This window comes from Brachybacterium equifaecis, assembly GCF_023509525.1.
GTDB classification, from domain to species: domain Bacteria; phylum Actinomycetota; class Actinomycetes; order Actinomycetales; family Dermabacteraceae; genus Brachybacterium; species Brachybacterium equifaecis.
This window is the reverse complement of sequence record NZ_JAKNCJ010000012.1, coordinates 1-23708: the sequence shown is the minus strand read 5'-3', so window position 1 is coordinate 23708 and position 23708 is coordinate 1. Positions and strand designations below refer to the sequence as shown.

Here is a 23708-nt window from a genome sequence, read left to right as displayed (position 1 = left end):
ATCTTCCGTAGGATCGCACTCATGGACGACAAGAGCATCGGCGCCGCCGTCAGCCAGGCGATCAAGGACTCCGGCCGTACGCAGGCCGACGTCGCGAGCGCAGTCCACATGGACACCGCCGCCCTCTCGCGCTCCCTCTCAGGCCAGCGGGCGTTCAAGTTCCTCGAACTCGCATGGATCGCGGACCTCGTCGGCACCAGCGTCGACGGGCTCATCGGGCGCCCGCAGACACTCCCGTTCATGGCCGCAGCCCGTGCGACCAGCACGGCCGATGCTCACGTGAACGCGGAGGTCAGCGACATCGCCCGGCTCATTTACGAGCGGCGCCGAGGACTGCACCAGCTCGACGTCGGCAGCCCCAGCGCTCTCCCCGACATCTCCGACTGCGCATCGGACCAGGCGATCGCTGATCGCATCGTCGCCGCGCTGAACGAGGCGCAAGGCGGTCCTTGGGTCATGACGGAGGTCGACGAGTTCGCATCCGCCATCGAGAAGGCGTTCGGAGTCGACGTCTGGGTGAGGCCCCTCCCCGAAGGAATCGACGGCTACTGCGTCCACGCCGCGGCAGACGGTGTCCACGGCATCGTCGCCACCTCCAAGGTTCCGGCCCAGCGGATCCGGTTCACTCTCGCTCACGAGCTCGCCCACCTTGTGCTGGGCGACGACACCACCAACGAGCCCCACCGCGTGGATCTCGACGGCGAGAGCGGCATCGAGCGACGGGCGAACGAGATCGCCGGCATGATCCTGATACCGCGCGCACGTATCCCGCTGCGCGATGAATGGAGCACCCAGCAGATCCGTGGTGAAGCCCATCGCTTCCGCGTTGCACCTTCCACCTTCGCCGCACGAGTGCGGGCCCGGAAGTATCAGGCTGAGCTCGGAACCCTCGCTGAAGCATGGCCTGCTTCTACCGCAGATACCACCTACGATGCCTGGCAAGCACAGAACTGCGTGGAGCGGCCTCCCCGCCGGCTACTCCACGACCTCGCGGAGGCCTACACCTCCGGCGAGGCGACGGTTCGTCCGTTCGCCCAGGTCGCCGGGATCGACGACATGGAAGATGCCCGTCGCCGCGCGCGAGCACTCATCTCCCAGTCGGCCGCAGCGTGACCGCAGTCTTCCCCGACAACTCCGTGGCGATCGACTTCGCCATCGTCGGGAAGATGGACCTGCTGCTCGAGTGGATCCGAGACCGGGGAATGGTCTGCGAGGCCGTTGACTTGGAGATGAAGGACCACGTCGGAGAGCACCAGGAGATGCGCGACCTCATCGACGCCCTCGGCGTGCCGATCAAGCTCAGCCGGACGGAGAGCGATGCCGCCGAGGACATCCGTCGAAACCGGCTCGGCGGCACGGAGGAAAGGCCGAGAGATCACCTTGGCGAGGCGCACACACTGTTCGTCTTGCGGGAGCGTTCCGCGCTTCGAGGTGCAGTGTGGCTATCGGATGACGTGGACTCGTGCGAGCTCGCCGAGTTCTGGAGTATCCGCGCCATGACATCGGTCGATGTGCTGTGCGAACTCATGGTGGAGCGGGGCCATACCTTCCACCAGGAGGCCTTCCAGATCTGGGTCGACATGTACGCCCATCCCAAGGGCGGATGTACAAGGCCCACGAACCTGGCGGACATGCGGCGTCGGGCTGGGCTCTAGAGACCAATGACCCGACCGCGAAGGGCCGGGTCATTGGAATGCCGCACTGACGACCAAGTGCGGCCTAGCGAGGTGCGCCTCTCAGCAAAGTTGCGACAGCGGGAGCCCCATAGTAGACACCCCTCCCGGCACCCACCCCTCAATCCTCAACGAAATGCCGAGTCGTATCGATTGAGATGCCTTTGCAGCGCGGAAGTAACCCCCGTGCCCCACACTCCATCGATACTTGTGCCGATATATGCCTGAAGCGCTCGCACCATGCTTGAACCGGAAGAGTTTCGACCAGTGTACTGCCAGCCACCGGTAATCCCGCTCCCGAGTTCTTCTGCCGCGTATGACTGGTTGGACACAACACCGTCGACCGAGGTGCCGAGGAACGACTGTAGGGCACGCCACGTCCCTGAACCAGCTTTCCCATCAGACACCACCCCAAGTCGCGCCTGCAAGACCCTGACAGTGGATGGACCAAATCGCCCATCGACAGTTATCCCAAGCTCTGTTCTGAGAACACCAGGTCCGGTAAAGGCGCTTTCGTGATTATTGAGATACCGCTGCAATGCCGCTGTGGTGCCTTCACCCCACACGCCATCCACAGAAACACCAATATATGCCTGGAGCGCTCGGACCATGCTCGATCCTGAAGAATTCCTTCCAGTGAACTGCCAGCCCCCGCTAATGCCATTGCCGAGCTCATCTGCCGTGTACGACTGATTCGCAACAATGCCGTCACTAGGCGTACCAAGGAATGATTGGAGGGCTCGCCAAGTACCCGAACCCGCCCTGCCGTCGGCCGTAATGCCGAGGCGTCGCTGGAGAACTTTCACGGTCCATTCACCGAGGCGCCCATCCACATTGATTCCCACCTGCATCCCAGGGATCTCCGGAATCGGCACTCCGATGTTCCCATCATCGAACTTCGGGATCGGGCTAACGCCCCCAAATGCGCCCGCGGCAATGAGCTTCATGATCTGCTGACCGGGACATTGAGTTGGAACGGAATCTTGATGACCGAAAACGGACAGGGCGGAAGGCTGCCATTCCCTAATGTATGTGATCAGATGATTAACCGAAGCCACCAATTCAGTTGTGGGGGCTTCCGTGTTCCCCACGAGACACAAAATTGACTGGCCCACGCGATTTGATTCACTGGTGCCATTTGCGCCCGACTGCCTCTTTCCCCTCAGCTCCCAAATGCGACCGACCTGATCGACAGCCCAGTTGTAGGCAATGTCAACATATGGCTCAGTCGGGTGATTCATGTGGCCATCGAGGATGCTCTGAAGTCGCGCGATCACCCCCTGCCTAGACTCCAGACCGATTGCCATCCAGGCACTAGGGTAATGAAGGTAGACAGCAGTCTGACTCGCCTTAATGGCGGGTGCCTGGCTCGGGATAGAAGTCCAGTTATTCCTGGGAAGGATCGAAACCACGTGTCTTCTCCTGTGTCTGTGTGTGTGCGTCTTTGCTACATACTATGCTGTAATGTAGCACACACTACCCGGAAGGCGCAAGGGGTCAGGGGTATCCCGTGAAGCCCCCGGGAGGGGAACTCCCCTGACGCGCCTCTTCCCAAAGGGCGGCTACGAGTAGTCGGCGACCGGATGGCGAGTTCCGGCCTGCTATGATAGCGGCATGGAAACAAACGAATTGAAGGACAAAAGGTTCGCGAGTGCGTCCGGCCGGATTTCCGTCGGAGCGGGCGTGGGAGCGATCATCGCCATGCTTTCCGCCGACCTTTTCGTGTCTTTTGTCGATGCGATCGAAATGAACGCCGGGCACCCCGTCTCAGATCTGCCCAGTTTTTTAGCGCCAACGCTCAGTTATGTCCTTTCATTAGTGGCGATTAGTTTTGGCATTGCCAGCTTCCGTTCGACTTCGGGGTCTCATTCGTTTGCTGTTGCGGGCGTTTCGATCGGAGTTACTATTCTAGCCTTAGCCATATTCCAAATCCCAGCCGATCTGGTATACCAAGTCGTTCGGCACGATTCATTACCCTTATAGGGGTCGACTTCAGTGTTTGCCGCGACTGCTCACTGTTGGGCATGACAGGCCTACTCTTGCCAACCCTCGATTGTTGAGAGTTCGCACGGTGCCGAGCTTTACGCTCTTGGGCAATGAGCTGGTGAAGCGTAGTGTAAGGGATAGGCTAACCGCGTTAGTCAACCTGGTGCCGCGACGCCTACTTCGGAGTCTTCTCCGCCTTCGCTGCCGCCTGCTGCTCGGACCGATACAGGCTGGTCACGAGCGTGAGGATGAGCGCGAACGACTGCGCGGCCATCGCAGAGATGAACGCGATGTAGACGGCATCGCCGACCTTGCCGTGGACTGCAAGCCAGGCCACTAGGGCGATGGTAGCCACCAGCGAACTGGGCACGATCCGCATCACCCATCGGAACACGCTGGCCCGCTGGTCGAAGCGTTGCTTGCGATCCTGGAGGGTCTGCGCGAGAAGCTTGGACACGTGATCATCGGCCGCCACATCCGCCGCATAGCCTGACCGCGAGGTGCGAGCGCGGACCCGAGGCGCCCTGCGAGGAGCCGGGACGCTCGGTGTCCGCGCTGCCTCTTCCGCACTCGTAGATGGCGGGTCTGTCAGATCCGAGACCGACTCTCCCGCGCCCGCGGTCTCATCCATGGATGGAAGGTCGTCCGAGTCCACCTTGTCGAAGTCGTCAGTCGGCATCAGGCTGCTTCTTGAGGCGATCAAGCCGCTTGCGCATGGCCTTCAACGAGACCCCGAAGAACGCTGCCATCCCAGCCGCCGTGATCCCGCGAGCTTGGAGCTCCCGGATCTTGGGTGCCGGCATCAGCAGGGTCCCGGCGAACTCGTCGGCGAAGAACTCGTGGAGGTCGTAGCGCTCGGGCATCCGTGTCTCCACGAACGAGTAGTCATCGTCTCCCGCGAGGGTGGCGCGCTCGATGAGGTGGCCGAGCTCGTGCGCCCATGTGAACCGCTGGCGCTCAGTCGACTCGGTCGAGTTGAGCATGATGTGCACCGTGTCCTCGCCCTCGCGCTTGACGATGAAGCCGGACAGCTCCGGAGGCAGGTGATCATGCAGGACCTCGGCATCGAGGGTCTGCGAGATGCCGCCGAGCTTCACGGGGAACTCCCCGTCCCAGGCTGTCTCGAGGAGGCTCTTCGCCTGCTGGCGCGCGATCTGGAAGACCAGCATCTGCATCACCCCATCTCACCTGAATCATCGCCGAAGCGGCTGCACCGTTGAAGCGCGATCAGCTCGGTGCTACTGCCCTCGATTCTAGCCATCTGGTGTCCATCCAGGCGGGACAACGCGCCAGTCCGAGAGCCGTGACCTGTGGCGCCCGGTGCCCACCTACCTACCGCTCGCCGGCCGCCGCACTCGCCTCCCGCCGCGCCCGCTCCAGCACGCGCCGGAGGATCGTCGCGGCGCCGCAGGGATCCACGAACTCGAGAGTCTCCTCGAGGGTCGTCGCCATCGCCCCGAAAGGCTGCTGGCGCACCTCGGCCGCGATGGGATCCCAGTCGGTGATCTGGCCGTACTCGATCGCCGCGCGCACGACCTCATGGGGCCAGGTGGAAACCGGGTCGTCCGGGGTTGTGGAAACGTTCCGGAACATGTGCCGACTGATGGTCATCGTCCCAGCATCCTCTCTGCGACATCTCGGCAGGTCTCGACGACCGCATCCCAGTCGTGCCATCGTGGCGCGAGCCCCTTGTACTGGGCGAGACCCGTGATCGTGCGGTGGTCCCGCGGGGACGGATCGGCCAGGCGCTCCGCCAGGTCGGTCGCGACGGAACCGCGGGTCTTCGTCTCCTCCTCGTAGAAGTCGTCGATGCTGCGCAGAGCAGAGGCTGCACCGTCGATGTCCAAGGAAGCCATGGCGGCCACATCCAGGTAATCCCGCATCTGGTTCCGCTGGCACACCTGGAAACCCTTCACCCGCAGGCACTCGTCCAGCGTCGGGATCGTCAGTTCGCTGCCGCTGGGCAGGACCACGGTCTCGACCTCCAGCGGGCGCGATCGGCGCAGATTGCGCAGGCCGTCCTGAGCGCCGTCCAGGTCTCCCATGGCCACCCCCTCTCGCCAGGATTTCCCGCAGCCCCGTGGCTTCTCCACCGGGCGGAAGTTCATCCCGTTGGCGCAAGCATCTCGCGGCCTGGCTCTAGGGTAGGTCGTCTGTCTTCCCCAACTGGAGGCGCGCAATCGCGTCGTCCATGCACGTGCGACCGGTGCCCTCGCACCCTCCCGCATGGACGATCCACTCCTTGTGCTTGAAGGCGCTCACGCCGACGGCCTTGAGGGCGTTGACGGCCGCAGCGTCGAGCTCCGAGGGATCCGTCCCGCGCACGAGCTCCTTCGAGACCTCGAAGGCCAGGCCCTCGACGATCTCCCGGTCCAGCTCGCTTCGGAATCGCGTGGCACCTCGCTCAAGCCGCTCAATGACGTGGGCAGTGCGGATGACTCGCTCATGTTTCCGCTCGAACGTCCGTGCAGCCTCCCGCTCCCTGCGCGCCTCAGCCTTGGCACTGCTTCGAGCACGACGGAGCTCGCGCTCGGCCTCGAGTACGACGAGCCACGCAGGCACAGACTCGGGGTCCCGGCGCCAGGACTTCAGGTCGTCCATGGTGAGCTGTTGCGTCTCGCCGGCCGCGCGCATCGCCTCGGCGACATCGTGCACGCGCAGGTCGAGCTTGCTGGAGATGGGGACCGGGCAGAGCGATCGGTCGGCCTTCCTCTCGGCGGAGGTGAGCTTCGTCGACATCGCTACTCCTCAGGGTGGGACGGGTGTGCTGTCCTGCTACGGACAGCGTTCTGGTGGTGGATTTGGGATGCACCTCCGCTTCGCTCGCGCATGGGCGGGCGAAGCGGCGGCGATCAGCGAGATCCCCGCTACGCGGGGCCTACATCGCCCGGTTCATCCCGGACTTGGCCCGGACGGGCTCATCCCCGCTCACGCGGGGCCCAATCGGTGGCGACAGAGCGAGCACTGGCTGCCACGGGCTCATCCCCGCTCACGCGGGGCCCAAACTTGCTGACCTGCATCACGGGCATCCGAAGCGCCCGCACTCATGCATGTACCGCCGGCACCGGTTCCAGTCCGGTCCGCCTCCGAGCCTCCTCCGAGAGAGCCTTCCACCCTCGCCCGGTCTGGACCTCCATCGCGCGGGACATAGGAGGTCATGCCAACCCCCCTGACGATCGACACCGAGACCGCCGCCGAGCTCATCGGCGTGGCACCTAAGACTCTGCGCTCCTGGCGCTCCGCTGCGCGCGGCCCGCGCTTCATCCGCGAGGGACGGATAGTCCGCTACCGCGAGCAGGACATCGAGCGATGGCTGGAGTCCCGTGTCGTGGGCACGCTCGAGGATCCGGTGAAGCGTCGGCGGTGAGCCTCAGCGCCCACCTCTCCGATCGCGGCACCCGTTGCTCGGTGATCGCCTCGAAAGTGCGCATGGTCCCCACCAGGAGCATTCGCGCCACCGGAGGAGACCAGCACATGCACGACCACCAGGAGCAGGACTCCGGGATCGACCGCGACCTGATGCAGGCGACTGTGCGCAGCGTGCGCCGGAGCCGGCTGTCGCGGCGGATCATCGCGCTCATCGCGCCTGTACTCCTGATGGCGTTGTCCATCCTCATCCCGTCGACGGCCATCGCCGCGGGTCAGGGGTCGCTGCAGATCGGCGGGGTCGTCGTCTCCCAGGGAGGGACCTACGCCCTCGCTCCGATGGCGCCGATGGCTCCTCCCGGACCGGTCCAGGTGGGCGATGAGACCGATCCGACCGCGAATATCGCTTGCGGATCCGCGAGCGACAACGACCTCATCCCGCTCGTGCGCTGGACCGAGTCCATCGACCAGCACCACCAGCTCCTCGATGACGGATGGCTGAAGGCCGCGGAGAACGTCGCAGCATCCGCGCGCTCCGTCGCCACGGAGATGCCGGGCGCGCTCGGGCAGTCCATGTGGGGCTGGTCTGCGCAGCTGGTGGGCTTCTCCATCGAGTTCTGCCCCCTGCGGCAGGCCGGGCCCCCTATCGACCGCTTCGCAGCGACCATCGGGCGCACCGTCGTCGACAGCGGCATCGGCGCGCTCCTGCTCATCATCACGCTCGTGCTCGTCGTGCTGCGCATGGTGCGCGCCTCCCGCATGGGTCCCGGGTCGCTCATCCAGGGCGCGAAGTCCCTGTTCATGCCGGTGCTCATGGGTGCGCTCCTGGTCATGGTCACCAACGGCGCGATGTCCTCCACTCCCGCGAGTGCCAGCGACGACGGCCCGTACGTGCCGGGCTTCATGAGCCCCGGCTGGATCATGACGAAGTCTTCCGACGCCCTGGCAGCGATCGCCAACGCCCCGCTTCAGGGCGTCATGTACCTCCAGGACGACCTGACCCCGAAGTCGGCCGGTGAGGCCGTCGCCTCCGACCAGAACGGATCGTGCTCGGAGAGCATGGCGCAGTGGCGTCTCCAGCCCGGCGGCAGCCCCGCGATCAGCGCCGTCTCCACCCTCTGGGAGAAGCCCGGCCTGCGCTATTACGTCGACTCGCAGTACGGCTCCGGCGACAACTCGATCGGGCTCGCCTCCTTCTGCCGGCTCCAGGACTACCAAGCCGGCCTCTACACCGACACCGTGCTGAACGCCGCGCCGACGCCCGAGTTCACGCTCTACTCGACCAGCGGCGCTCCCCTCGCCAATGTGAAGGATGCGGGGCCTGGGCCTCGCTTCGCATGGGGCGGCGCCGACGCACGCGAGACCCTCGAGAACGAGGACGCATCGCTGGTGGGCTGGATGATCTGCCGGCCGGGCGCCGACGGCGCATGGACCGCGATCCCCGAGGCCACGGGCGACGGCGGACTGCCGAACGTCGACAATGCGACGTGCTCAAGCTGGTGGAGCGATGACGCGGTCCCGAGCGCCTTGAAGATCGACCCGGGCAAGTCGAAGACCATCCTCGAGGTCGCTGACCCCGACCTGCGCGAGGCTCTCCTCCAGATCCACGCGCCGAGCGAGCCGTCGTGGTCCTCCGGGCTCGCGCTCGCCCTCTCGGGCTTCGTCGCCCTGCTCGTCTACGGCCTGATCGCGATCGTGATCATGGTCGCGAAGCTCGGCGCGGTGGTCCTCGGGCTGTTCCTGCTCGGCGCGCTGATCATCGGCATGTGGGCAGACTCGGCCTCGCGGCTGAAGCGCTTCGGCAATCGCACCTTCGGGGTGCTGCTGTTCACCGCGGCGGCGCAGGCGATCTTCGTGGTCATCGCGGTGCTGAGCATGATCATCGTCGGGATGGGGAGCGCGTTCTTCACGAGCTCGAGCATGATGGCGATCTGGGCGGCGGCCGCTCCCCTGCTGACGATCCTGCTGCTGCACTTCGGCGCGAAGTCCCTCATGGGCGCGAGCCCGTTCACGATCCAGGGCGCGAAGGCGATGGCCTCCTCCGGCTTCTCGCCGGGCATGATGGCGGGAATCGGCGCGCTCGGTGGGGCTGTCGGTTCGCGCATGAGCCGCGTCGGACAGGGAGTCCGCAACCTCGCCAGCAAGGGCGATGCCTACAACAGCGCGGGGAGCAAGGTCACCGGCGGCACCGGCAAGAGCGACGGCGTGCAGGGTATGAGCGTCTCGAGCGATGCTTCGGCCAAGGGCGCGGTCGCTGGCGCAGAGGGCGGCGAGCAGGCGCTCTCGGGTGCAGGCGCGGCTGCGGCGGCGGCCGGTCTCGCCTCTCGTGGCGGCCGGCGCCGGATGCGCGGTGCCCAGCTGGAGGCGGAGCGCAGCGCCTCTGCTGCGGCCCTCCAGGAGGGCGCGAGCTCCAAGAGCATCGCGGCGGGCCGCGTCATCGGCTACAACAAGAAGGGCGCGGCCGTCACGCGCGGACAGCTCGATGCGATGTCGGCCGAGGATCGCCGAAAGGTCACCCGCGAGCTCTCCGAGGTCAAGCGCACCGACAAGCTCGCCCTCGCCCAGCAGCGCCGGGCAGCGTTCTCGGAGCGCACCGCTGCAGCTACGAAGGCCGCTCGCACTGGCCTGTCCTCGGCAACCGCTGGCATCGGCATGGCGGCTCACAGCGCGCGTACGGGCGATCTGCGGGCGCTGGGCCGACAGGCGGGCGCGGGCGCCGGTGCAGCTCTGGGCGGTGCTCGTTCGGCCGCTCATGCTGCGCGGATCGCTGCGCCTGGTGTGCGCGATGGTCTCGGTGCGGGCGTGCGCGGTGCGGCGAAGGCCGCGAGCTGGGCCATGGACCACAAGAAGCAGGCCGCGATGTACGCGGGCGCTGGTGCTCTGGCGCTGACGGGCGTCGGCCTGCCCGCGGCGGCGGCGCTCGGTGCGACGGCGGCCGGGTGGCATCTGTCGAAGGCGGGCGTTCGCGCGAGCAGCGCCGATGCGCGCCTGGAGCGGGACAACCGCCGTGCCGCGCGCCTGGAGACTCGCCGTCTGGCGGCGCAGGGCGCAATCGGCAGCGGCGCCGTCCAGGAGCGGGTGCAGGCCAAGCTCGACTCGGCCGCTTCGAAGCATCAGCGCGGCCTGACCGCGGATGCGAAGCGCGCCAGCGGCGAGGCCGAGCGCGTGCGGGCACGTGCGCCCAGGTCTGCGCCGGGCGAGGGTCTGCTCGGCGGCAGGACTCGCACTGCGCAGCTCCTGTCGGACCGTATCAACTCGCAGTCGTCCGCGGTTGCCGCTGGCGGCGCGGGCCTCGCGGCCGGAGCGGGCCTCGCGTCCGGTGCGATCGCAGCGTCCGGCCAGGGCGGGGCGCCCGTCCAGCGCGAGGGCTCCGGACGGGTCGAGCAGATCGAGCAGTCCGCCGCATCGCAGGTGGGACAGCAGTCGTCTGCCACGCCCGAGATCGTCCGACCCGATGGTCGCTCCTTCGACGCTCTGGCCGCTCAGCATGAGGCTCAGGCGCCCCAGTTCGACCCGATGCTGGAGCCTCCGATGCCGGATCCGGGCGAGTACGCCCCGGATGTCGAACCCCGGCAGGTCGCCGAGCGCGCTCCTGCCCACCAGTCCGCGCTTCCGCCCGCCCACTCCTCCCCGTCTCAGCTGGAGCTGGGCGGAACACCGATGCGCCATGACGTGCCGGACATGAGCGGCGCGGTGGAAGTGGAGCCTGCACGGATGGAGCCGGTTCGTGTCGCTGAGGTTCCGGCTGTGCCGTCGGCTCCGGCGGCGGAGATCCCCGCGCCGAGGTTCGATGAAGCCGTTCAGGTGGAGGCCCCTCAGGCTTCGGCGCGCGTGGATCTCGGGTCCGAGCGTTCGGCGGAGCTCCCGGTGGCCCCCGCACCCGCACCCGCGGTGTCGGCCCCGACGCCCACTGACCCCGCCCCGATCGAGGCTTCTCGTACTCCTGCGCCCGCCCCGGCTCCTGCTCCGGTGTCGGCGCCCGCCCCGGTCCATCTCGAGCCCGCGCGCACCCCGCTGCCCGCGCAGCCGCAGCGCCCTGCCTCGGAGCGAGCAGCGGTGGAGTCTCAGGCTCCGCGTCAGGCACCCGAGCCCGCCCGGACACACGAGCCCCCTCGAGCACCCCTCCCGGCTCCCGCACCTGCACCGGCGCCCGCTCCGGTCTCGGCTCCCGCACCCGTGCACCTGGAGCCCGCCCCGAGTCCTCAGACTCACCGGACTCCCCCGGCCCGCGCGGCCGTTGACCGTCCGGCACCCGCTCCCGCATCGTCGCGCGCTCCGGAGCGGCCGGCCGAGCCCCGCGTCGACCGGGCCCGCGGCACTGCGCGCGCGGCGGATGCCGGCCGGGCGGGCGCACGCCGTGCGGACACAGTGCCGGGCGCTCGAGCCCTCGGCGGCGGTGCCGGGGGTGTCCGCGGTAGTGAGTCCCCGCGCCCGCTCGAGCCCGGCCAGTCTCGCGGCTCTGAGCGCGATAGCGGAGGCAAGGGCGGTGGCCGATGAGCCCGGCGAGCTCGAACCGGTCCGCCGGCGACGGGGAGAGCCTCCGTCCCGGCGGATCCTCCCCCGCCTCTGATCCTGCACAGGCCTCGACGGCGACTCCCACGCCCGACGCATCCACAGCGCCCGCGGCGCCCGCAGCAGGCAAGGTCTCAGCGACGGCGTCTGCCTCGAGCACCTCGGCCAAGGGCGGCACTGCCGAGTCCATGGCTTCCACCTCCGACCCCGCCGCTTCCGCCGCCGCCAGCTCCGCCCCCTCCAAGGCCAGCTCCGTGAAGGCCAAGGCCGCGAGCGCGAAGGCCGCGGCTTCCGGGGCGGCATCCTCTGCCCGGAATGTGGCGTCGTCGTCGACGAAGTCGGAGGCGGCCACGAAGGTCGCCGGTGAGGCCCTGTCCCGGTCGAAGAATGCGAAGGCGCAGGCTGCCGGGAAACTCCTTGCCGGAGACGGCGGGATCAAGGAGAAGGCACAGCAGGCCGCGGCACTCGGAGCGGGTGCCGCGGTCGGTGCTGGTCTCACGGCCGTGGGCGCGGGCGCTGCGGCGGGGGTCGCCAGCGACGTCGCGACGAGGTTCGTGGGGTCGAAGAACCTCAAGCGGAACCTGGCGATCATGGCGCTGCTGCTGTCGCTGCCGGCGATGCTCGGCATTTTCAACGTCATCATGGCCTCGGTCCTGCTGACCTCGATGTTCTCAGTGAGCCAGGAGGACGAGTGCCAGCCAAGCACCATCTCCGCGGGCACGGGCACCGTCGTCGGCAACTCCGTGGACGAGAAGGTCTGGAACTACATGATCGGAGCCGGCTACACCCCCGAGCAGACCGCCGGCGTCATGGGCAACGTGTGGCAGGAGAGCAAGTTCAATCCGTTCCTCACGGAGGGTCTCTCATCCACTCCGAACACCTCCCGCGGCTGGGGCCTGGTGCAGTGGACCGCTGACCGGCACTTGAAGATCCGCGACGCCGTGATCGCCGACCCATCGCTCGGACAGCGGTTCTACATCGCCGCCCCCGGCTACGAGACGATGCCCGCGTCGATGACCCAGGACGACATCGACGCCCTGGTGCTGTTCCAGATGCGCTACATCATCATGGAGCTGCAGACCAACGAGAAGGCCGCCGGCGCCGACCTCAAGACGCAGACCACTGTGGAGGGCGCGACGCGCTCGTTCATGAACAAGTACGAGCGGCCCCACAAGGACTACGCGAACGAAGCCGGGCGCCTCGAGAACGCCCGCAAGTACATGGCGCTGTACGGCCCGGGCGGCACGGGCGCGACGACTCCCGCAGCGACGACTCCCACCACTCCCGCAGCTCCCGCGGCCCCGGCGCCCGTCTACACCCCCGGTGGCGGGTCAGCGGTCGTGCCCCCGGCGGCGGACGGCTCCACCGTCGTCGCGGCGATCCCCGCGGTCGCAGGCTTCTCCGCCGAGCAGGTCCGCACTGCGGCGACGATCCTCGCCACCGCGCGCGCCCTCGGCTACCCCGACGAAGCGGGAATCCTCGCGATCACCACGGCGATCGGCGAGTCCACCCTCGGGGCCGACAAGTCGTCGATGGACCAGATCAACGGCGACGGCGACACGGGCCTGTACCAGATGCGCGTCATCGAGCGCGACGGCGCGTACTACGGCACCGAAGCCCAGGTGCGCGATCCCGTGTGGTCGACGACCGCGTGGCTGAACGGCGTGACCACCCACGCCGGCACCATGAAGTCGCTCTCCAGCTACCCGAACTGGAAGTCGATGGACCCGGTGGACCTGATCCACAAGATCCAGGGCAACACCGCCGAGACGAACTTCGTCTACACGAACAACCTCGCCAAGGCGCGGGAGCTGGTCGCGGCGATGTCAGGGCTCGACCTGTCCTCCATCATCGCGGGCACTGCGACCATCCCGGCGGGCGGCGCCGCCAGCGCATGCGGCGGAAGCTCTATCCCGGGGACCATCGCCGCGGGCAGCGTGACCCCGTGCCCGGACGGGTCGCCGGCGGGGTGCGTGAACTTCGCGGCCCTGACGGCGCCGAGCGCGAGCCTGATCTGCCCGGCCGGCACGAGCGACGCGGGGGTTCACTCGGCGTACATCGAGGGCAACCCGGTCCAGGTGCGCATCTGCAGCATGGACGGTGTCACCGACACCAGCGGCCGCCCGATCAAGATGAACGCGACGATCGCTTCGCAGTTCCTCTCGTTCTACGCCGAGGGCAAGGCGATGGGCCTGGAGATGTCGATCAACTCGACGTGGCGCACCCATCAGGAGCAGGTCGTCCTGGCGGCGCGGACCGGCAACGCGGCCCCTCCCGGCTGGTCCAACCACGAGTTCGGCATGGCCTTCGACATGGGCGGCTTCCAGCCGAGCTACGAGCGCGGCAACTGCGGCGCGACGCAGACGCCCGAGAACTCCTGTTACTACCCGGGCTCCGGCCCTGGCCTACAGCGCTGGATCCAGCTGCGGGACCTCGGGCTGAAGCACGGCATGTACATCCACAACGGGGAGTTCTGGCACATCGAGTTCATCCCCTCCAACGCCGCCAAGCGCGGCATTCCCGAGTATCGAGGCTGATCGTCATGAGAAACCGCGGACGCTTCACTGTCATCGCCGTCATCGCCGCGGCGGTGATCGCAGCTATCGTGATGCTCCTCCTGCATGGCCTGCGCGCCGGGGAGGACACGGTCGAGCCGGCGCCGTCGGGTCCGGCCGCGCAGTGGACGCCCTCCGCGTCCCCCTCGGCCGAGCCCTCCCCTGACGCGGCGAGCTCCGATCCCGCCGCGCAGCCCTCTCACGTCTCGGGCTTCGACGCATCGGCTCCTCGGGAGGTGGCGCAGGCGTTCGCGGACACCTTCGGGGATCTGTCCGTCGCTGATCTGCGCGCGGCGACCGCGGACCTCGCGACCGGTGAGTTCGCTGCGTCCCTCGAGGGCGCTGATCGCACGCCGCTGACCGGCGCCACCGGGTTCGATCTGTCCTTCGGCGAGACGTACGACAACGCGCTCGGCCAGGCGACCCGCTTCACGGTCCGTGCGACCGGCACCAGCGCCTTCTACGAGCTGTACGTGCAGTGCCTGCCGGCCGAGGAGGGGCACACCGGCGGCGGATGCCGCGTCTACGCGCTGGACTGGGGCCCCGAGATGCTGGGCGACGTCGACGCGCCCGGCCCGCTGTACGGCAAGGTCGCTCCGATGAGCTCGACGGACGTGACCGCGATGGTGACCACCGGTGACCATGTGGCACACGAGGTGCTGCGCTACGTGCCGGGCGAGACGCCGCAGGCCCGTGCCGCACGTCTCGCCCTGCTGATGAAGGACACCGGCCCCGCGATGCAGATCCAGCCGCCGGCCTCGCGCGACGGCGGCTACGCGATGACCGTGGAGACCACGGGCATGGCGTTCACCGGAGCCACCGCCGAGGGCGACCCGCAGGCGCAGTTCTTCGGCTCCTGGGTCGATGCCTACGATCCCACGTACTTCGGGTCCTTTGACGTGACGGTGACGTGGAAGCGCGGGGACTCCGGGCGCTACGAGGTGCAGTCGGTGCAGGCCACCCCGATCGCGCAGAACAACGGCGGCGACGGAGATTGAGCGGCGGCCGCATGTGCTCCGCGAGGCGCCGTGATCGGCGTCTGCGCAGCATCCTCGCGCACATCGCCCTGGCCTTAGCGATCGCCGGCCTCGCGCTGATCATCTGCGCGATCGCCCTTCCGGGGATCTTCGCGGCGGCCTGGATTCTCGTGGGCGCAGGAACTGCCGTCGGGTGCGGTGCGCTGGTCTCGATGCTGGACCGGATCGCCGGGATCAGGCCCCGGCCGACACGAGCTTCCTCGAGAGCACTCGCCCGCCGGGAGTGAGGACGTGCTCGAGCTCGAAGCCGTCTGCGGTCGCATGCCGCACCTGCTCTTCGCTGGTCCCCGACAGGAGCCGGCCTCCGCGGTAGATGGTGCCGCTCGGCGACACGCGCACTCCCGTGTCTGCGTAGCGCTAATCCGAGGGGGCGGCGTCGATGATCGAGAGCTCGACGGGACGCAGCAGCACGTACTTCTCGCGCGTGCGGCCGCGGGCGACGTGGAGGTGGTACTCAAGGCTAATGCGGCGGGTGGGGACGGCGGCAGGGGCTGATGGCTGATCCATGCCCTGCTATGTCCCGCGCGTTCGCACCGGAGTCCGTCCGCTGCGCGCCTCGGAGGCCGCTGGTTCCGCATCCACCGTGGTTCAGCTCTGGACGGCACCCCTCGCGAACGTCCAGAACGCGCTCTCCCGCACGAACTTCCACTCTGCGTCCTCGGGCGCAGGATCGACGTCGGGGACGACATGGACTGCCTTGGACAGGCGCAGCTTCGGAACCTTCAGACCAGCGTGCTCGGCCAGTGCCTTCGCGAACGTCGCCGAGCGGGGACGTCCCGTCTCCGTCGGGCGCTCCGGGAGGATCACCGAGTCTCCGCGGCGAAGCTCGTGGTTCTGGCCGGCGAGGGTGCCGAGGATCGTGGCGCCCAGCATCTGCTCTGCCTCGCGGATCCGTGCGGCGCGCTGCGGTGTGATCTGGATGCGCCGGGCCTTCTACATCGGCGTGAGTCTCCCGACCACCGGGCAAGACATGCGCATCATCACGCTGTTCACCTAGCCGCGCTAGGCGCCGGTTGAGATCTCTGACTTGTCGTTGTCCGCCAGTCCTGCGGGAGGCTTCATCCCCCGCCCTACCTCTCCAGCCCCCCCAATCTTAAATGTTGCTACGACGCTATGGCCCCGGCGCCAACAACTGGAATATCATGCAATCTCGAAACTCAATCATTCCCACAATGAACTACATCCTAAAATGTAAATATAAAAATATCCCGAAGGCTACCAATTCAAGCACAATGAGGAGCCAGGCGACATGGGTGAGTTCCTCTGCTCGGCGAGGGTTGTCGCCGAGTGAACCGAAGGCCGAAAACAGCACCAATATCGGCAGGACTCCACCAATCAGCAAGGCTGCAGCGGCGGCTATCCAAATATTCCTGCGAATCCTCTGGGAATAATTGCCGTCCGTCTCGGAAGATTTCATTTCGCTCCATTTTAAATGAACGTGGGTCGGTAGTGGGTTGCACGCTTTCGCGTTTGTCAGATATGGGCCACCTAGGGACTCTCTCCTTGTGGTGTCAGTAGTCATTCGCCAAGGAGGCCTATGGGGAGACCCGCACTGCGGCGGCGCCTCCCTAAGCCTATGCGATCCTCAAATGCCGAGTGCGCCACCTCCGAGAGGCTTAATCAAAACTCGGTCATCGGTGCACCTATTCGGGGGTAAGCCCGGAATCGAACAAAGGGGTTTACCAATGGGAAGTGCCGCGGACTATCCAGGCCGAAACAGAGGTATGCCGTTTCTCCAACCAAGGTTGATTTCCACTGCCAGTAGTGTACGTAGCCTTATAGCGATCTTCTGTTGCCCAAAAGTGAACCGTGACCCGTCGCCCATAGGCGCACTGCTCTTCGGTCCACGTCCTTGTCCTGCTCTGCTTATAGGCACTTTGAATTTGGAAATCTGCCAACCAGAACCCCAATTTGGACCACAAGAGGTTGACAAGTGCCGCCGTGAGCGCCTGAGGCTGCCACGAACCGGTTGAAGTCTTCGACTTTGATCGACTTATAACAAAAGTACGAATCCCATTGCAGGCTTGAGGCTTGAGGCCGCTTGCATCGCAAACGTTAATCGGATCAGTAGGATATTGGAATGACGTAGAGTTGGCGCCGGGAATCGGGTCCGGGCCGCTGAAACTGCCCGTGGTTCGATTGTAGAACCGTGCCCCCATCAGCGTGAGGTGCGCGGTCGCATCCGTCGTCGAGCGCCCCTTCGCACCTATCCACCCGTACCCCGCTGCGGTCCCCACGTTCTTCGCCTGCGCCGGGTCGATCGGGGTCCCGTACTCCGTGTACGCGGCCCACCCCGTGATCCCCGTCGCCGGTACATCCGACTGCGCGGTGGCAGGGATCTCCACGGTGGTCACGATGTCGCCGTGGATGTTCGACAGCTCCAGCCGCGTCACCCCATCGGAGGTGATCGCCGCACCCAGACTCCCCGAGATCGAGGAGACGAACCGGGTCGTCGAGACCGTCCCGGCTGGGGAGGTAACTTCGATCCAGGAGGGGTTGTCCGAACCGTCGGTGTAGTGGCGGGTGGTGGTGGTCGTCTGCCCCGCCGTGGTCGCCGACTGCACCAGACGCCGCTTCGCGACATCCAGCGTGAACACCGTCGACGTCCCGCCCTGGGACACCGAAGCCGGAAGATCGTTGTCGAAGTACCCCAGTGCGATATCCCCGCCCGCAGGAGACGGAGCATCCTTCGCCGGCAGCGTCGTCTGCCGACCGAACAGGTCATACACATACCCGCCCACCGGACGATCAGCCGTGTCGTACACCAGATCCTGCGACACCCCCGCCACCGCACGCCCGGTCGCGGTCCCATCAGCCCGCACCGACTCCCGCAGCGAGGCTCGCGCCCCGTTCTTCGTGAACGCGTACTCCCGCGTCGTGAACGGGCTGACCGTCCTGCCCGCCACCGGTGCCCCGGTGCGGTCCTCCACCTTCACCAGAGCGCCCGCAGCGTCATAGCTGTACCGATGGTCGAAGCTGTCCGCGCTCGCTGCACGCGGTGCCGGAGTACCCGCCACGGTGTATGTCGCGGAGTCCGTGCGCACGCGGCCCGCGCCGTCGTTGACCTGGGACCAGGCGAACCACTCGCCCGTGCTCTTCGTACCATCGGCCGCGGCGACCTGACCCGCGTACGACAGGCCTACTTCCTCCCCGGCCTCGTCCACGACATGTGTCGCGACGATCCCACCAGGAAGCTTCTCGGTGGTCATCGCGCCGTTGGCGTCGTAGGCCGCGGTGTAGACCAGGGGCGTCGTGCCCGCACGGGACACGGTCTGCTTCGTGACGCTGCCGCGCCGCTCGGCTTTCCCGTTCGCATCGGTGCCGTTGTACTCGAAGGCCGTTGTGCCCTTCGCATCAGCGACGCTGGTCACCCGGGCCTTGTCGTCATAGGTCGTCGTGGTGATGTCGCCGAGCTGGTTGATCTCCTTGATCGGCTTCCCCCACAGGTCGTAGGTGGTCATCTGCTTGGCGCCGGCGATGCCAGTGCCCTCCGCGTTCGACACTCCCACGGCATCCACGAGGCCCGTGGTGGCGTTGTACTGCGTGAACGTCGCATCGAGAGCCTTCGACCCCGCAAGACCGGCCGTCGAGATCTTCGACCAGATCGGTCGCCCCGCGGCGTCGTAGCGGATCTGAGAGGTGCGTGTCGCCGCGCCGCTGGTCTCCACAGTGCTTGTGGGTGCGAGCCAGTAGTCGTATCCCGTCACTCGCGTATCGGGCATGGTGGGACCCTGGTTCGGCTGTCCGGCCGGGAACGACCGGCACGGCAGTCCTGCCCAGGCCTTCGCCTGCGCGCTGGCCCCGCAGGCGGCATCCTCGCTGTTGGCTGCCGCGGTGTAGAAGATCGTCCGCGTCGTCCCCGCATCAGAGCCGTTCGAAGCGGGCTGGCGGCGCTCCACGACCTTCCCACGAGCATCGAAGCGCTGAGAGGTCACTCGCCCCACCGCATCCGTCGACGTGGTCGCGGCCCCGAGGACCCACCCCGAGGTGGGGTCTGTCGCCGGCTTCCCGTCGATCGCGTCGTATCCGCTCGTCGTGACCGAGAGCTTCTCGATGACGGCCGGCGGGGTCTGGCCCGAGACCAGCGAAGTGTCCACGAGGTCGGTCGCGACGGTCGTCGGCAGCCGGTACGGGGCGCCCGTCGCCGGGTTGATGCCCCCGTTCGGAGCCTTCTCATCGAACGTGGTGTGCACGTGCGGGCGAGCGCGCGTCTTCGTGGTGCCATCGGCGAGCAACACGGTGCGGGCGGGGCCGTACGTGTCCGTGATGAGGGTGCCCTTCGGAGTGAGGACCTTCCCTGCCGCGTCTTTGATGTCCTCGTTGTAGACGCTCTGCGTCGACATCGCATCCACCTCCCCGGCCTGGAGGGGGGTGGTCGTTGCAGCACGCGAGGTGATGGTCGCGATCGCCTTCGCGTCCAGCGTCCGGGTGATGTTGCCGAGCGCGTCGTAGCGACTGGCCGTGATGTTCCACGTGCCGGCCCCGTAGACCGCGGAGTTGATCGTGTACGCCTCGGAGTTCACGTACTGCAGGGATGCGTACTGCATGTCGTCCGCAGTCAGCTCGCTGCCGAGGAGAGCAGAGACGGGGTGATCCGATCCGAAGACTGCGTATCCGGTGACGGGCTTCTGCCCGATGAACTCGGTGGAGGTCTTCGCCTCCAGAGCCCACGCTCCCACGGCGTTCTCCGAGAGGTCAGGGAGCCCCGGGCCGGAGACGGGGACGTTGTAGACGATCGAGGCGAGCTGCACATTGTTCGCCCCTGCCGTCTGCGGCCCGCGCTGCACGTTCTTCAGCATCTGCGTGGGCACGGAGGGATCCGGGTTCGCTGCGTAGTGCAGCTCGTAGGGTGCGAGCCCCGAGGGGGTGATCGTGGAGATTCGCGTTGTCTCACCCTCCCAGGTGTACGTCGTCTTCAGTCCGGAGCGCACGTCGGTCACGACGCTCAGGCGGCTGAGGGAGTCGTAGGTGTACGAGGTGATCGGCTTGGATTCGACTGCACCCGTTGCGGGGTTGAACATCACCGCGGAGATCTGCGAGACCCGCTGTGCAGCTTTGCCATCCGGTCCCGTGACGGAGATGTATGTGAGGTCCAATGCGCGGCATCCCGGCGCGAGCTGGCCTGCGGTCGCGCATGCCGTGCCCTCGAGACCATCCGGCAGCGGAGCGACAATCCGGGTGACGGCGCCCGTGTTCGCATCGTGGCCGAAGGTCGTCTTTCCCACCTGGCCCGGCTCAGCGATCTCGAGGGGGCGCCAGACGAGATCCGGGGCGGGAGCGGCGGCGGTTGGGATGAACCGGGTGATGGTGCCGTCGTCCTCCTTCACCTCCAAGAGCTGCCCTGAGGGACCGGCGACGATCGCGGCCGTGATACCTGAGGTAGCGGTGTCATCCGTAGCGGGGAGCAGAGTCGCCGGGGAAGGGGTGCCGAGCGCGCCGTCGGGGTTCATGAAGACCAGCGGATCGCCGTCCTCTGCGACGAGGGAGAGCGTCGCGTCGGTCTTGCGGCGATCCACCACCTGCAGTCCCGCCAGGCCGACGGCGCTGTCCCCTTCGAGGTTCGCCGTGAACCCGGGTCCGAACACTCCGGTCACCGGATCCGAAGGCCACTCCTTCACTCCGCCGGACCCAGTGTTGGTGTAGGACAGATGGGAACGGGAGACGGTGATGTCCGAGCCGTAGCCCGGCACGGTCGCGTCGGTCGCTGAGGCCTGGAATTCACCGGTGTAGAGAGCTACCTGGCCTGCTTCCACCTCGGCGGTGGGGTATCCGCTGCCGAAGGCGTGGGGAACACGCACGAGCGTCGTCGGGCGCGTCTGGCCCGTGCACAGCTCTTCGACCCCGGAGTAGGCGAAGCACACCTGGAACTCCAGTCGCTGTGCGCCACGGGAGGTGCTGCTCGCTGCGGCCAGGGCTGCTGCAGCATCGAACGTGGTGTTGAAGTCGATCGCCGTGCCCGGGGCGGTCGTCACGTTGGTGGCGCTGCCCGCGTTGGTCCACGCGCTCTGCGTGCCGGCCGGGCGCCACTTCATCTGCGCGCTGACGGTCGTCTCTGCGGCCATGCGAGGGGGTGCGAGCACCTTGACGGCGAACTTCCCGTTCGAGGCCGCGAGGGATTGGGGATAGATGACGGAGGGGCCGCCCCAGCCGGTGGTGAATACGCCGACATCACTCTTCCCGGATGCCGTGAACACTCGGGCGCGGATTTGATGCCCGCCTTCTGCCTTCGGGAGAGTCACCTGGAACGACTGCCCCGGGGTCACCGCCACGGAAGTGCCGAGCGCCTGCCCATCGACGCGGTAGTCGATCCGGACGGCCTGGTTGTTGCCCTGCTTCGAGGGCGCGGTCACCGTGCACACCACGTCGGAGCCGGGCACAGCTGCTGCCCACTTCCCGCTCGTCAGGGCCGGGCAGGCGATCGAGGGGGCGACGGGGGTCGCCTGCGCGGTCTTGATGGAGCGCCACGGGGACGCGGCCCCGGCCCAGAGGCCGTTACCATCCTGCGCAGACGCTCGAACATAGAGGGTCCGCTCATCGGGGAGGGCGCTGAGCGTGCAGGATGCTGGCTGGCCGGATGCGACCCAGCCGGTCACGCATTCCGCGACCTTGGTCGTCGCATCGGTCCCTGTGAACACCTGGATCACCGAGCGGACGTCGTTCGCGTCAGGATCGGAGATGATTGCCGTGACCGTAGGAGCGGCGTCGCCCACGTAGAGCGAATCACCGAACTGCATCGAGCCGGAGATCGTCGGCATCTCAGGAGCCGCGGGCTTGCGGTTGTACGTGAACGTCACCGACGGAGGAGTGGTCGACTCCATGGACGCGAACCGCTTCCAGCCATTCGTGGACGTCTCCGACCCCGCCCTCAGGCCGATCGTCATCCGCGGATCCGGGTTCGAGGACCATCCCTGCGCCATCGCAGTGATATCGATGTTCACCCATCCAGCACCGCACGCGCTCGAACCGCCCTTGGCGACATTCGCGGAGCCCGCCTTCGAGATCCAGTTCGGCTGGCTTGTCCACCGCACTGACGAGCTCGCCAGGCCGGTGCTCCAGACCTCGAGCACGGAGGGCGTGCACGACCACGACCACGTCTCGTAGACGTTGAAGGTCGCCGAGATGATCTGCTGGTTCTGGAACTGCGCATTCGGGATACCGACGAAGGACCGCGCGACGGTCGAGCCGTCATACGTCCCGACTTTCAGCTCCTGCTCGCTCGAACGATCAGCGGTGATGCCCGACTGCACGTAGGCATCGAACGTCGCCGTCGCCGACGCTGCTGCGTAGACAGGGTCGATGGTCACCGGGAAATGACGATCGGACGCGAGCAGCCAGCCTCGATCCACGGTGAGCCCCAAGGTCACAACACCATCGCCTTGGCTCGTGATCGCGACCCCCATCGCCGCATGGTTCACGTGCTCCCGCGAGGCCGGATCGACCTTCGCATCCCACGCCATGGGAGCCTCGAACGTCGAGACGACTGCGCCGTTGCGGTCGACGAACTCGATCCGCTCCCCATCCACTTCGCGGGCATTCACGCCTTGCGCCAGGATCGGAAGCTCCCATAGGACCGTCGGGCCCGTCTGCGTGCTCGCGAAAGCCTCCGCCGAGGCACGGTCCTTGACGACGAACGACTGCTCGAACCCGTCACGCGATGCCCGAACCGTCAGATCGATACCCGGCCACGCATTGGGGTACGTCGCAGTGGACCCCTTGAGGGCAGGTGCCCCCAGCTTTCCTTCCCACCCGAGCGCGACGCTCCACGGGGCATCATCCGGCGCCTCCAGGGACGCGACCTCGGCCGGGTCACCCTCCGCGCCCGCCACAGCAGGAGCGAGCTCCACGCCGCCATCCACGCTCTTCGGCTCGATCGTGCCGTCCGACTGCTTCACCAGCGTCGTGTCGACGCTCTGCCAGGTGCCGGCTTCGTCCTGGAAGCGCACGGGAGCCGAGAACTGCTCCGTCGTCACCGTGCCATCGGGATTCACCCACGTCGAGGACGTGTCCGTCTTCTCTGCGGTGACCTCAACCTTCTTCCCCGTGGCCTTCGCCTGCACCCGGGCGGACGGGAAGTCGACGAGCTCCGGCGGGGCGGGAGCCGCAGGAGCTGCGGGCGGCGCCGCCGGACCTTCCGCGCGGGCAGGACTCAATGCCGCAACGCCCATGAACGCGCCCACGAGCAGCACGCTCACGCACCAGGAGATCCAGAACAGAGGCCGACCACGGAGAACAGGGAAGAACATCGCAGGCTCCTTCGCCCACCGGCGGCCACACGGCCGCTCCACCCCTCCGAAGCCGGAGATTGGAGTGACCCTACAGCGAGTTCAGTCTCCGCGCATGCGATTCTCAAACTTTGGTCAGATCATGGGTCGGGACTGGGCGAAGTTGGGAGCCCAAGGCTTGCACCTCTACCAGCAGAACGGGCGGCCTTCCGCAGAACCTGCAGGGTCGGAGACCTAGCTGTACGAGGCCAGGACGTTGTTGACACGTGCCGGCGTCGCGGAAGCTGGCGGTTGTCCGCCGTGCGTGCCGTGGGGACGGTGATAGTTGTAGTGCAGGTTCCAGACCTCGAGCGCGGC

The 23708-nt window shown here is 67.0% G+C and carries 18 protein-coding genes and 1 pseudogene; 7 read left to right on the top strand and 12 right to left on the bottom strand.

From position 1 onward, the window contains the following. Positions 1-21 precede the first annotated feature (21 nt). Both Bequi_RS13390 and Bequi_RS13385 read left to right on the top strand, forming a co-directional pair. Positions 22-1113 (top strand): ImmA/IrrE family metallo-endopeptidase, encoded by a 1092-nt coding sequence (locus Bequi_RS13390; RefSeq protein ID WP_249738440.1) that lies wholly within the window; start codon positions 22-24, stop codon positions 1111-1113. After that, the gene (locus Bequi_RS13385) at positions 1110-1655 is read left to right on the top strand and encodes a hypothetical protein (protein ID WP_249738439.1); all 546 of its coding nucleotides are present in this window, start codon (positions 1110-1112) and stop codon (positions 1653-1655) included. The genes Bequi_RS13390 and Bequi_RS13385 overlap by 4 nt, the downstream gene beginning before the upstream one ends. Positions 1656-1801: 146 nt before the next feature. Here the strand turns inward: Bequi_RS13385 and Bequi_RS13380 are convergent, their stop codons facing one another. Beyond that, a complete protein-coding gene (locus tag Bequi_RS13380) occupies positions 1802-2980 on the bottom strand; it encodes a peptidoglycan recognition protein family protein (RefSeq protein WP_249738438.1) in 1179 nt (392 codons plus the stop codon). Positions 2981-3287: 307 nt separating this feature from the next. On the opposite strand from Bequi_RS13380, the gene Bequi_RS13375 reads away from it, so the two are divergent. After that, positions 3288-3656: a hypothetical protein gene (locus tag Bequi_RS13375; RefSeq protein WP_249738437.1), complete on the top strand. Its 369-nt coding sequence runs from the start codon at positions 3288-3290 to the stop codon at positions 3654-3656. A 178-nt stretch (positions 3657-3834) separates the two neighbouring features. Here the strand turns inward: Bequi_RS13375 and Bequi_RS13370 are convergent, their stop codons facing one another. From Bequi_RS13370 to Bequi_RS13350, 5 genes are all read right to left on the bottom strand, one after another. Further along, positions 3835-4338, bottom strand: coding sequence for a hypothetical protein (locus tag Bequi_RS13370; RefSeq protein ID WP_249738436.1), 504 nt, complete (start codon positions 4336-4338; stop codon positions 3835-3837). Next, positions 4328-4834, bottom strand: coding sequence for an ImmA/IrrE family metallo-endopeptidase (locus tag Bequi_RS14300; protein WP_283775029.1), 507 nt, complete (start codon positions 4832-4834; stop codon positions 4328-4330). Before Bequi_RS14300 ends, Bequi_RS13370 begins: the two co-directional genes overlap by 11 nt. 157 nt (positions 4835-4991) lie before the next feature. Next, a complete protein-coding gene (locus Bequi_RS13360) occupies positions 4992-5270 on the bottom strand; it encodes a hypothetical protein (protein WP_249738435.1) in 279 nt (92 codons plus the stop codon). Then, positions 5267-5704, bottom strand: coding sequence for a hypothetical protein (locus Bequi_RS13355; protein ID WP_249738434.1), 438 nt, complete (start codon positions 5702-5704; stop codon positions 5267-5269). The genes Bequi_RS13360 and Bequi_RS13355 overlap by 4 nt, the downstream gene beginning before the upstream one ends. Before the next feature lie 94 nt (positions 5705-5798). Next, on the bottom strand, positions 5799-6398 hold the full coding sequence (locus tag Bequi_RS13350; RefSeq protein ID WP_249738433.1) for a hypothetical protein: 600 nt from the start codon (positions 6396-6398) through the stop codon (positions 5799-5801). Positions 6399-6816: 418 nt separating this feature from the next. Between Bequi_RS13350 and Bequi_RS13345 the strand changes: the two genes are divergently transcribed. From Bequi_RS13345 to Bequi_RS13330, 4 genes are all read left to right on the top strand, one after another. After that, positions 6817-7026: a helix-turn-helix transcriptional regulator gene (locus Bequi_RS13345; protein WP_249738432.1), complete on the top strand. Its 210-nt coding sequence runs from the start codon at positions 6817-6819 to the stop codon at positions 7024-7026. Further along, the gene (locus Bequi_RS13340; protein WP_249738431.1) at positions 7023-11522 is read left to right on the top strand and encodes a hypothetical protein; all 4500 of its coding nucleotides are present in this window, start codon (positions 7023-7025) and stop codon (positions 11520-11522) included. The genes Bequi_RS13345 and Bequi_RS13340 overlap by 4 nt, the downstream gene beginning before the upstream one ends. A 203-nt stretch (positions 11523-11725) precedes the next feature. Further along, complete coding sequence (locus tag Bequi_RS13335; RefSeq protein WP_249738430.1) at positions 11726-14074, top strand: phage tail tip lysozyme; 2349 nt, start codon at positions 11726-11728, stop codon at positions 14072-14074. A gap of 5 nt (positions 14075-14079) precedes the next feature. Next, positions 14080-15090, top strand: coding sequence for a hypothetical protein (locus tag Bequi_RS13330; protein WP_249738429.1), 1011 nt, complete (start codon positions 14080-14082; stop codon positions 15088-15090). A gap of 213 nt (positions 15091-15303) precedes the next feature. Here Bequi_RS13330 and Bequi_RS13325 read toward each other — a convergent pair whose 3' ends face one another. The 6 genes and pseudogenes from Bequi_RS13325 to Bequi_RS13300 all read right to left on the bottom strand — a co-directional run. Beyond that, positions 15304-15462, bottom strand: a complete 159-nt coding sequence (locus tag Bequi_RS13325; RefSeq protein WP_249738428.1) for a hypothetical protein — start codon at positions 15460-15462, stop codon at positions 15304-15306. Positions 15463-15486: 24 nt separating this feature from the next. Further along, positions 15487-15636, bottom strand: coding sequence for a hypothetical protein (locus Bequi_RS13320; protein WP_249738427.1), 150 nt, complete (start codon positions 15634-15636; stop codon positions 15487-15489). 81 nt (positions 15637-15717) lie between these two features. Then, positions 15718-16002 (bottom strand): hypothetical protein, encoded by a 285-nt coding sequence (locus Bequi_RS13315; protein ID WP_249738426.1) that lies wholly within the window; start codon positions 16000-16002, stop codon positions 15718-15720. Positions 16003-16306: 304 nt separating this feature from the next. Continuing rightward, positions 16307-16546 carry a hypothetical protein gene (locus Bequi_RS13310; RefSeq protein WP_249738425.1) on the bottom strand — a complete coding sequence of 80 codons (240 nt, stop codon included), beginning with the start codon at positions 16544-16546 and terminating at the stop codon, positions 16307-16309. 262 nt (positions 16547-16808) lie between these two features. Continuing rightward, positions 16809-23372, bottom strand: coding sequence for a DNRLRE domain-containing protein (locus Bequi_RS13305; RefSeq protein ID WP_249738424.1), 6564 nt, complete (start codon positions 23370-23372; stop codon positions 16809-16811). Positions 23373-23585: 213 nt separating this feature from the next. Further along, positions 23586-23708: pseudogene (locus tag Bequi_RS13300) on the bottom strand (IS481 family transposase); the annotation flags it as partial.

Bases quoted from the DNA above. Each gene is read 5' to 3' on its own strand.
- Bequi_RS13350 (WP_249738433.1), bottom strand. From the start codon at position 6,398: ATGTCGACGAAGCTCACCTCCGCCGAGAGGAAGGCCGACCGATCGCTC.
- Bequi_RS13370 (WP_249738436.1), bottom strand. From the start codon at position 4,338: ATGCCGACTGACGACTTCGACAAGGTGGACTCGGACGACCTTCCATCC.
- Bequi_RS13345 (WP_249738432.1), top strand. From the start codon at position 6,817: ATGCCAACCCCCCTGACGATCGACACCGAGACCGCCGCCGAGCTCATC.
- Bequi_RS13375 (WP_249738437.1), top strand. From the start codon at position 3,288: ATGGAAACAAACGAATTGAAGGACAAAAGGTTCGCGAGTGCGTCCGGC.
- Bequi_RS13355 (WP_249738434.1), bottom strand. From the start codon at position 5,704: ATGGGAGACCTGGACGGCGCTCAGGACGGCCTGCGCAATCTGCGCCGA.
- Bequi_RS13315 (WP_249738426.1), bottom strand. From the start codon at position 16,002: ATGCTGGGCGCCACGATCCTCGGCACCCTCGCCGGCCAGAACCACGAG.
- Bequi_RS13330 (WP_249738429.1), top strand. From the start codon at position 14,080: ATGAGAAACCGCGGACGCTTCACTGTCATCGCCGTCATCGCCGCGGCG.
- Bequi_RS13380 (WP_249738438.1), bottom strand. From the start codon at position 2,980: ATGGCAATCGGTCTGGAGTCTAGGCAGGGGGTGATCGCGCGACTTCAG.
- Bequi_RS13360 (WP_249738435.1), bottom strand. From the start codon at position 5,270: ATGACCATCAGTCGGCACATGTTCCGGAACGTTTCCACAACCCCGGAC.
- Bequi_RS14300 (WP_283775029.1), bottom strand. From the start codon at position 4,834: ATGCAGATGCTGGTCTTCCAGATCGCGCGCCAGCAGGCGAAGAGCCTC.
- Bequi_RS13335 (WP_249738430.1), top strand. From the start codon at position 11,726: ATGGCTTCCACCTCCGACCCCGCCGCTTCCGCCGCCGCCAGCTCCGCC.
- Bequi_RS13310 (WP_249738425.1), bottom strand. From the start codon at position 16,546: ATGAAATCTTCCGAGACGGACGGCAATTATTCCCAGAGGATTCGCAGG.
- Bequi_RS13390 (WP_249738440.1), top strand. From the start codon at position 22: ATGGACGACAAGAGCATCGGCGCCGCCGTCAGCCAGGCGATCAAGGAC.
- Bequi_RS13305 (WP_249738424.1), bottom strand. From the start codon at position 23,372: ATGTTCTTCCCTGTTCTCCGTGGTCGGCCTCTGTTCTGGATCTCCTGG.
- Bequi_RS13320 (WP_249738427.1), bottom strand. From the start codon at position 15,636: ATGGATCAGCCATCAGCCCCTGCCGCCGTCCCCACCCGCCGCATTAGC.